Genomic DNA, 8479 nt, shown 5'->3' with positions numbered 1-8479 from the left:
CGTCGATCACCCGGTGGGCGCACCGCCCCGCTACATCGCGCTCACCGCCGAGATCGCCGACGCCCGCAGGCTCGGCCTGTGGCCCGCCGACCGGGCGCACACCTTCCCGCTGGCCCACATGGAGGAGGCGTACGACGTCTTCGCCCGGGCCGCCGACACCGGGGCGCTCAAGGTCGTCCTGGGCGAGGAGCCGCACGAGGAAGTCGTCCCCTACCGGGCGGCCTGACGAAGGAGAGAGGTGACGCGCCATGACCGAACGGTCCTCGTCGCATGCCGTGGAAGGACGCCCGATGGGCGACCTCGGGCGGCGGATCACCCAGCGGCGTACGGAACTCGGCCTGAGCCGGCAGGAGACGGCCGCACGGGCGGGCATGTCGCCGGCCTACCTGCAGTACCTGGAGGAGCGGCCGCCGGCCGACCCGGGCGCGGGCACCCTCCTGAGGCTGGCAGGGGCGCTCAAGACCACGGTGTGGCATCTGACCGGCGGCGACACGGAGCTGCCTCCCGGCCTGGGCCGGGCCGCCCGCACACCCCGCTTCACGGAGCTGACCGAAGCGGAGTGCCGCTCCCTCCTCTCCACGCACGGGGTGGGGCGCCTCGCCGTACCCGCGGACTCCGGGCCGGTCGTCGTACCGGTCAACTACAGCGTCGTCGACGGCGGCATCGTCTTCCGCACCGCGCCCGGAACGACCCCGGCACAGGCGGACGGCCACCGGGTCGCCTTCGAGGCCGACCGCATCGACGAGGCGTTCAGCGAGGGCTGGAGCGTGCTCGTGCGGGGGCCCGCGACGACCGTGACGGATCCGGACGAGGTCGCCCGTCTCGCAGAGCAGGCGTACAGCACCCCCTGGGCGGGAGGCCGGCGCGACCTGTGGCTGCGCATCGAGCCCGTCACCGTCACCGGGCGCCGCATCACCGTGGTCTGAGCGCGGACACGCCCCGGCCGGTGACTCCTACCGGCCGGGGCGCATGCTATTCACCCTTCCCGCGCCCCAGCACGCTGCCCGTCACCGCCAGTACGGACAGCACCACCAGCGCGGCGGCCGGGCCGAGGACGGTCCAGGGGGCCAGTTCGGCGTACGGCTGGTTCTCCGAGAGGAGGCGGCCCCACTCGGGGGTGGGCGGCTGTTCGCCCAGGCCCAGGAAGCCGAGGGATGCCAGGACCAGCACGGTCGTGGGCAGCCGGAGCAGGGCGTTGCGCAGGAGGGCTGGGAGCACCGAGGGCAGCAGGTGGCGGCGCAGGAGGTGCAGCCGTCCCGCGCCGAGCGCGACGGACGCGGCGATGTGCCCGCTCGCGCGTTCCTGTTCCAGCAGGGCCGCGGTCTGGGCGGCGTACGGGCTCCATCCGACCACGCAGACCGCGCAGGCGGCGCCCCACACGGACGGTCCGGTCACGCCCGCGATCAGCAGACCCGCGAGGACGGCGGGCAGGGTGGACACGACCTCCGTGGGGCCCGCGCTCGCTCTCGGTGCCATGCCCAGCAGCAGCCCGGTGACGGCGCTGATCGCCGTCACGACGAGGGCGACCCAGGCCGTGCGCAGCGCCCCGTGTCCCAGCCGGGCCAGCAGGTCGCGGCCCAGCGCATCCGTGCCCAGGGGGTGTTCGAGGGAGGGCGACAGCAGCCGTGCCGCCGTGTCGACCTGGAGCGGGTCGCGCAGGAGGCCCGCTGTCACCAGGGCGAGCAGGAGCAGTGCGCAGGCCGCGGTGATCCAGCGCAGGGAACGCGGCACGGTGAGCGGAGGCCGGTGCAGGGCCGGCAGGGCGCCGTCGCGCAGGGGCCGCCCGAGCAGTGCGTGGCGCAGGGCCCGGATCAGGACGCCCGCGGCGACGCCGAGCAGGACCAGCGCCAGGGTCGCCGTCTGCAGCACCGGAAGGTCCTGCGCGACGGCCGCCTCCAGGGCCAGTCGGCCGAGACCGGGAATGTTGAAGATCTTCTCCACGGCCACCGCACCACCGACCAGGGCCACGACGGTCGGCAGCAGCTGTGGCAAGAGGCCGGGCAGGGTGCGGCGCAACGCGCCCCGGCCGATGTGACCGGACGGAAGCCCGACGGCGTAGGCCGTGCGCGCCCACGGCTCGTGGAAGGCGGCGGGCAGCGCCTGGTCGAGCATGCCGCCGAGCATCGCGCCCGAGGGGATGCCGAGGGCGAGCGAGGGCAGCACCATCGACTGCGGCCCCTCCCACCCGCTGGACGGGAACCAGCCCCACCACACCCCGCACACGGTGGCCAGCACCGAGGCGAGCAGGAACTTCGGCAGCGACGCGAGGACGGCGGCCGTGGTACCCGCCCGGTCCTGCCGCAGCCTGCGCCGGGATCCGAGGAAGACCGTACGGGCACACACCAGTGCGGCGACCAGCACCGTGACCGCGAACGCGCCCAGCATCAGCGTCAGGGAGACCGACAGGGCCGACCCCACCTGGGGCATGACCGGTGCGCCGGAGACCCACGAGACGCCCGCGTCCCCGCGCGGCAGGCCGCCCAGCCAGTGCGCGAGATGGACCCAAGGACCATCGTCCAGGCCCAACTGGTCGCGCACGGCGGCGAGTTCCGCAGGCGTGGGGTTCTGGTCGGCGGAGCGTGCGCGCAGCACCGTGCGGGCCGGGTCGGCGCCGGACAGCCAGGGGAGCAGGGCCACCGCGCCGAGCAGGGCGGTACCGGCCAGCACACGGCCGGCCGCCGCCGGCCAGAGGGACGAGCGAGCGGCGGCGGGGGTGTGCCCGAGGCTCATGCGGCTACTTCAGGCGAGTGTCGACGTCGATGAGGGACCGCTCGCGCGGGTCGAGGATCACACCCTCGACGTCGTCCGCGATGCCCTGCACGGCCTTCTCGTGGACCAGCGGCACCACGGCGTCGGTGCGCAGGATCTCCGCCTCCGCCCGCATGACCTTCTCCTGGCGGCTCTCGGGGTCCCGCTCCGCGGCGGCGGCCCGGATTGCCTTGTCCACCGCGGCGTTCTTCAGGCCGGCGATGTTGTAGACGCCCTCGCTGGTGAAGTCGCTGGCGAGGTAGTCGACCGCGTCACCGGTGTCGAGGAGCGTCACCCGCGAGAAGACGAGGGCGTCGTACTTCCCGGCGAGGAGGTCGCCCTCCATCTGCGTGTACTCGCGCACGTCCTGCTTCACGGTGAACCCGGCCTTCTCCAGCTGCTGCTGGAGCACGGTCGCCGCCTCGGGCAGCTCGGCCCGGTTGGTGTAGGTGGCCAGCCGCAGCGTCCTGCCCTTGGTGCCGGTCTTCACCTCGGCGACGGACGCGGCCTTGGCGCGGCCCGTCACCTCGACGCGCTTGCCGGCCGCCCAGGGGACGGCGGGCCCGAACAGGCCCTGCGCGGGGTCGGCGTAGCCGCCGAAGACGGAGTCGACCAGCGCGGAGCCGTCGACCGCCTTCCGGGCGGCGGCGCGCAGACCGGCGTCGGTGAACAGGCCGCTTCCGGTGTTCAGGATCAGGCTGTCGGTGCGCACCGAGGGGACTTCGTGACGGGTCTTCTTGTCGAGCAGTTTCGCCTGGGCGGTCGGGATCCACTCGGCGATGTCGGTCTCGCCGCCGCGCAGGGCGTTGGCACGGGCCGTCCCGTCCGCGATCCAGCTGACGTCGATGCCGGGCGCCTTGGCCTTGCCGCCCCAGTAGCCGTCGAAGCGGTCGAGGGCGGCCTTGGTCTTGCCGCTCAGCCGGGTGATCTCGAACGGGCCGGTGCCGGTGCCCACGGGGCTCACGGCGCCGTCCTTCCCGTACGCCTTCGCCGACAGGATCGCCAGCGCGGGGCTGGCCAGCCGCAGCGGCAGCACCGGGTCGGGCGACTTGGTGGTGAGGGTGACGGTGTCGGCGTCCTCGGCCTTGGCGGTCAGTGACACGTCGCTCAGCACGCGGGGCTTGGGCTTGGCCGCGTTCGCGTGGTCGAGTGCGTTGACGACGGCCTGGGCGGTGAGCTCGGTGCCGTCCTGGAACTCGGCCTTGCGCAGCTCGAAGGTCCAGGTGGTGTCGTCGTCCTGCTTCCAGGACGTCGCCAGAGCGGGCCGGGCCGTGCCGTTCTTGGCGAGCGCGGTGAGGCCCTCGGCGACGGACAGCTTGCTCAGCACCGTGGCGTCGTTGCTGTACGGGGACAGCGCCTGCGCCGGCGGCACGGCCAGCGCGACCCGCAACCGCCCGCCCGGTCCTGCGCCGGTGTCGCTCTCGCCGGACGCGAAGCAGCCGGCCAGCAGGGGGGTGAGAGCGAGCGCCGCTATGAGGCCGCGGGAGGTGGTGCGCATGTCGGATCCTGTCGTGCGGGAGATCGGCGGCGCCAGCATATAAGGCGAGGCTTACCAAACTCTCGCCGGGTAGGTGAATTCTCAACGACCGGACGGGTCGCGGTCCGAATGCGAGCCTCTCGACCCGCTGTTCGACCTGTGTCATCGTGTCCGCCGGGGTGGAGGTGAGGCACATGACCGGCGCGGACCCGGGGCTGTTCGGTCCGGAATCGGTGACCTGGCAGCTCCACAGCGACCCCGTGATGTGGATCGCGGGCGTCCGGGCGCTCTACCTCCAGGCCCTGCATCCGCGCGCGGTCCGCGGGGTCATGCAGAACTCCGACTTCCGGCGGGACGCCTGGGGCCGCCTGATGCGCACCGCCGGCTTCGTCGGCACGACGACGTACGGCACCACCGAGGCCGCCGAACGCGCCGGCGCCAGGGTCCGGAAGATCCACCGCATGCTGACCGCCACCGATCCGGACACCGGTGAGCGCTACGCCGTCGACGAACCCGCCCTGCTGATGTGGGTGCACTGCGCCGAGATCGACTCGTATCTGCACGTCGCGCGCCGGTCCGGATTCCGGCTCACCGACGCGGAGGCCGACCGTTACATCGCCGAACACCGGCAGAGCGCACGCCTGGTGGGGCTCGACCCCGACGCCGTACCGGGGGACCGGGCCGAAATGGCCGCGTACTTCGAGAAGGTACGCCCGGATCTGGCCGCGGGACCCGAGGCACGCGAGGTGGACGACTTCCTGCTCCGCCCGCCGACGCACCCTCTCCTCGTACCGGCGCGCGAGGTGCTGTGGCGGCGCGTGGCACACCTGGCGTACGCCTCCCTGCCGCCGTACGCCCACGAGTTGTACGGCAGGCCGGCCCCCGCCCCAGCCACCGTCACCCGTCAACTGCGCCTCGCCGGCCTCCTGCTGCGCCGCGTTCCCGCACGTGTGCGGTGGCAACTCCCGCCCAAACACATTCTGCGGGCCATGGCGAGGCTCGGCCCCGACGCGCGTCCGGCACCGTACAAACTCGGACGATAGGCCGCCATACTGGGTGGGCCGAGGGGCGGGCGGACAGCTACCGGGGGGAGCGTCGCGCGAGATGGGGGACAACAGGCTCATCCAGGGCCGGTACCGGCTGCTCGATCTGATCGGGCGTGGCGGCATGGGCGAGGTGTGGCGGGCCCGGGACGAGTCCCTGGGCCGGCACGTCGCCGTCAAGTGCCTCAAACCGCTGGGCCCGAACCACGACCACGCGTTCACCCGCGTGCTGCGGGAGCGGTTCCGCCGCGAGGCCCGGGTGGCCGCCGCGCTGCAGCACCGGGGCATCACCGTCGTCCACGACTTCGGCGAGTCCGACGGCGTCCTCCACCTCGTCATGGAGCTGCTGGACGGCCGCAACCTCAGCCAGCTCCTGGAGGACAACAAGCAGCACCCGCTCCCCGTCGCGGACGTCGAGGAGATCGCCGAGCAGGTCGCCGCCGCCCTCGCCTACTGCCATGAACAGGGCATCGTCCACCGGGACCTGAAGCCCGCGAACATCGTGCGGCTCGGCGACGGCACCGTGAAGATCTGCGACTTCGGCATAGCCCGCCTCGGCCACGACATCGGCTTCACCTCCCGGCTGACCGGCACCGGCATCGCCATGGGCACTCCGCACTACATGTCCCCGGAGCAGATCGGCGGCACCGAGGTCGACCAGCGCAGCGACCTGTACTCGTTCGGGTGCGTGCTGTACGAGATCGCCACCGGGGTACCGCCGTTCGACCTGGGCGACGCCTGGGCGATCCTCGTCGGCCACCGCGACACCCCGCCCCGCCCGCCGCGCGAGCACCGGCCCGACCTGCCCGAGTATCTGGAGCAGGTCATCCTCGACCTGCTCGCCAAGGAACCCGCGCAGCGACCCGACGACGCCCGCGAGCTGGCCCGCCGGATCAGCGCCCACCGGGCAGCGCCGGCGTACGTGCCCGCCGGCGCGGCGGCGCGCCCGGCTCCCGGGGGGCCGGGGGGCGCGGCCCGGCTGCCGTCCTGGACGCGCGGCATGACCACCGGCCACAAGGCGACCGGCACGGGAGTGCGCACCACCCCACCGGACCCGGCGGCGGGACTGTCCGGTGAGTGGATCGCACGGCCCGCCACCGGTCCCGTCGTCGCCGAGCCCGCCCCCGTGCGGCGGCCCGCCCCGCCCACGGAGGTCCTGACCGCCCTGGCCGGCCGGCACAACGCGGGACTGAGCCTCGCCCGGCTCGGCCGCTGGACGGAGGCGGGCGAGGTGCACCGGGCCGTCGCCGCCGAACGCGAGCACCTCCTCGGCCCCGACCACCCCGACACCCTCTCCAGCCGCTACGAGGTCGCCTTCACCCTCAGCCGCACCGGCCGCGCCGCGGACGCCCTGCGCGAGTACAAGCACGTCGCGGGGGCCAGGATCCGCACCCTCGGCGCCGATCACCCCGACACCCTGGCCGCCCGCCAGGAGATGGCCTACGTCCTCGGCCAGCTGGGCCGCCCCTTCGACGCCCACCGCGTCTACACCTCCGTGCTCACCGCCCGCGAGCAACTCATGGGCCCCGACCACCCCGACACCCTGCGCTGCCGCCACAACCTCGCCTTCAACCTCAGCCGTCTCGGCCGCCTGGAGGACTCGTACCGCATGGCCCGCGAGGTGGCCGCCGCGCGCGCTCGCGTGCTCGGCCCGGACCACCCCGACACGCTCGTCACCCGTTACGAAGTCGCCTACACACTGGGCCAGTTGGGCCGCTGGTCCGAAGCCCTGGAGACCTACCGCGACGTCGCCGAGGCCCGTGGCAGAGCCCTCGGCCCCGACCATCCCGACACGTTCGCGGCCCGGCACGAGATCGGCATCAGTCTGGGTCGCCTCGGCCGCAGCGCGGAAGCCCTGGACCTCTACCGCGCCCTGGCTGCGGACCGCACCCGCAGCCAGGGCCCCACCCACCCCGAGACGTTGCGCGCCCGTCACGGCCGCTGCGTCAACCTCGGCAGGCTCGGCCGCTGGGAGGAGGCCCTCGCCGAATCCCGTGACGTGGCCGCGCTCCGCGAGCAGGTCCTCGGCGCCGACCACCCGGACACCCTGGTCAGTCGCCGCGAGGTCGCCGTCGGCCTCGGCTGGCTGGGCCGCTGGGCCGACGCGCTCACCGAGTACCGGCGCGTGGCCGACGCCCGTGAGCGCGTCCTCGGCGCCGACCACCCCGACACCCTCGCCAGCCGCAACGACGAGGCCCACTGCCTGGAACAGCTCGGCCGCAGCGCCGAGGCCATGGCCCTGTACCGAAGAGTGGCGGCCCTGCGCGAGCAGCGGGCCGCGGCCGGACGCTGACCCCGGCAGGGGCAGGCAGGCGCCGTCTGGCCGACCCGGATCACCCCGTGTTACCAAGAACCATGACCGCACCCGAGGGACCCCGCGCACACCGGACCTACGACGCCGTCATCGTCGGCGGCGGCCACAACGGCCTGGTCGCCGCCGCCTATCTGGCCCGGGCCGGGCGCTCCGTGCTGGTCCTGGAGCGGCTGGACCACACGGGCGGCGCGGCGGTGTCCACCCGGCCCTTCGCCGGGGTCGACGCCCGGCTGTCGCGCTACTCGTACCTGGTCAGCCTGCTGCCGAAGAAGATCGTCCGGGACCTCGGGCTGGACTTCAGGGTCCGCACCCGTACCGTCTCCTCCTACACACCCGCCGAACGCGACGGCCGGCCAACCGGACTCCTCGTCGGCGGCGGCGAGCGGCGCACTCGGGAGGCGTTCGCCCGGCTCACCGGTTCCGACCGCGAGTACCGGGCCTGGCAGGAGTTCTACGGCAGGACCGGCCGCGCCGCCCAGCGGATCTTCCCGACCCTGACGGAGCCGCTGCCCGCACGCGACGAGCTGCGCCGCCGCCTCGACGACGAGGAGACCTGGCGGATGCTGTTCGAGGAGCCGATCGGTGCCGCCGTGGAGGAGCACTTCCAGGACGACCTGGTGCGCGGTGTGGTCCTCACCGACGCCCTCATCGGCACCTTCGCCGACGCCCACGACCCCTCCCTGAAGCAGAACCGCTGCTTCCTCTATCACGTGATCGGCGGCGGCACCGGAGACTGGGACGTACCGGTCGGCGGCATGGGGGCGCTCACCGACGCCCTCGCCGACACGGCACGCGCGGCGGGCGCGGTCCTCGCCACCGGTCACGAGGCGCTGCGCATCGCCACGGACGGCCGAACCGCCGAGGTCACGTATCGCACGGACGGCGGCGAAGGCACCG

At 73.8% G+C, this 8479-nt stretch carries 6 protein-coding genes and 1 pseudogene; 5 read left to right on the top strand and 2 right to left on the bottom strand.

Translation table 11 applies throughout. The annotated features are described in order from the left end of the window. Both ABT116_RS36185 and ABT116_RS36180 read left to right on the top strand, forming a co-directional pair. Positions 1-226, top strand: a pseudogene (locus ABT116_RS36185) (hypothetical protein); the annotation flags it as partial. A gap of 22 nt (positions 227-248) precedes the next feature. Continuing rightward, positions 249-926 carry a helix-turn-helix domain-containing protein gene (locus tag ABT116_RS36180; protein WP_351642931.1) on the top strand — a complete coding sequence of 226 codons (678 nt, stop codon included), beginning with the start codon at positions 249-251 and terminating at the stop codon, positions 924-926. Positions 927-972: 46 nt separating this feature from the next. On the opposite strand, the gene ABT116_RS36175 is transcribed toward ABT116_RS36180, so the two are convergent. Both ABT116_RS36175 and ABT116_RS36170 read right to left on the bottom strand, forming a co-directional pair. Then, positions 973-2730, bottom strand: a complete 1758-nt coding sequence (locus ABT116_RS36175) for an ABC transporter permease subunit (protein ID WP_351642928.1) — start codon at positions 2728-2730, stop codon at positions 973-975. 4 nt (positions 2731-2734) lie between these two features. Further along, positions 2735-4246 (bottom strand): ABC transporter substrate-binding protein, encoded by a 1512-nt coding sequence (locus ABT116_RS36170; protein WP_351642926.1) that lies wholly within the window; start codon positions 4244-4246, stop codon positions 2735-2737. Between the two features lie 173 nt (positions 4247-4419). On the opposite strand from ABT116_RS36170, the gene ABT116_RS36165 reads away from it, so the two are divergent. The 3 genes from ABT116_RS36165 to ABT116_RS36155 all read left to right on the top strand — a co-directional run. Then, a complete protein-coding gene (locus ABT116_RS36165; RefSeq protein ID WP_351642923.1) occupies positions 4420-5268 on the top strand; it encodes an oxygenase MpaB family protein in 849 nt (282 codons plus the stop codon). Positions 5269-5329: 61 nt separating this feature from the next. Beyond that, complete coding sequence (locus ABT116_RS36160; RefSeq protein ID WP_351642921.1) at positions 5330-7561, top strand: serine/threonine-protein kinase; 2232 nt, start codon at positions 5330-5332, stop codon at positions 7559-7561. Between the two features lie 62 nt (positions 7562-7623). After that, positions 7624-8479, top strand: an 856-nt coding sequence (locus ABT116_RS36155; protein ID WP_351642918.1) for a phytoene desaturase family protein, incomplete at its 3' end; no start/stop codon positions are given.

This window comes from Streptomyces sp. NPDC002130 (assembly GCF_040296465.1).
Taxonomy (GTDB): Bacteria; Actinomycetota; Actinomycetes; order Streptomycetales; family Streptomycetaceae; genus Streptomyces.
Note: the sequence above shows the minus strand (reverse complement) of the source record. Positions and strands in the feature narration are given on the sequence as shown.

Excerpts from the sequence above, each read along its gene's own strand:
- ABT116_RS36180 (WP_351642931.1), top strand. The coding sequence starts at position 249 with ATGACCGAACGGTCCTCGTCGCATGCCGTGGAAGGACGCCCGATGGGC.
- ABT116_RS36175 (WP_351642928.1), bottom strand. The coding sequence starts at position 2,730 with ATGAGCCTCGGGCACACCCCCGCCGCCGCTCGCTCGTCCCTCTGGCCG.
- ABT116_RS36170 (WP_351642926.1), bottom strand. The coding sequence starts at position 4,246 with ATGCGCACCACCTCCCGCGGCCTCATAGCGGCGCTCGCTCTCACCCCC.
- ABT116_RS36165 (WP_351642923.1), top strand. The coding sequence starts at position 4,420 with ATGACCGGCGCGGACCCGGGGCTGTTCGGTCCGGAATCGGTGACCTGG.
- ABT116_RS36160 (WP_351642921.1), top strand. The coding sequence starts at position 5,330 with ATGGGGGACAACAGGCTCATCCAGGGCCGGTACCGGCTGCTCGATCTG.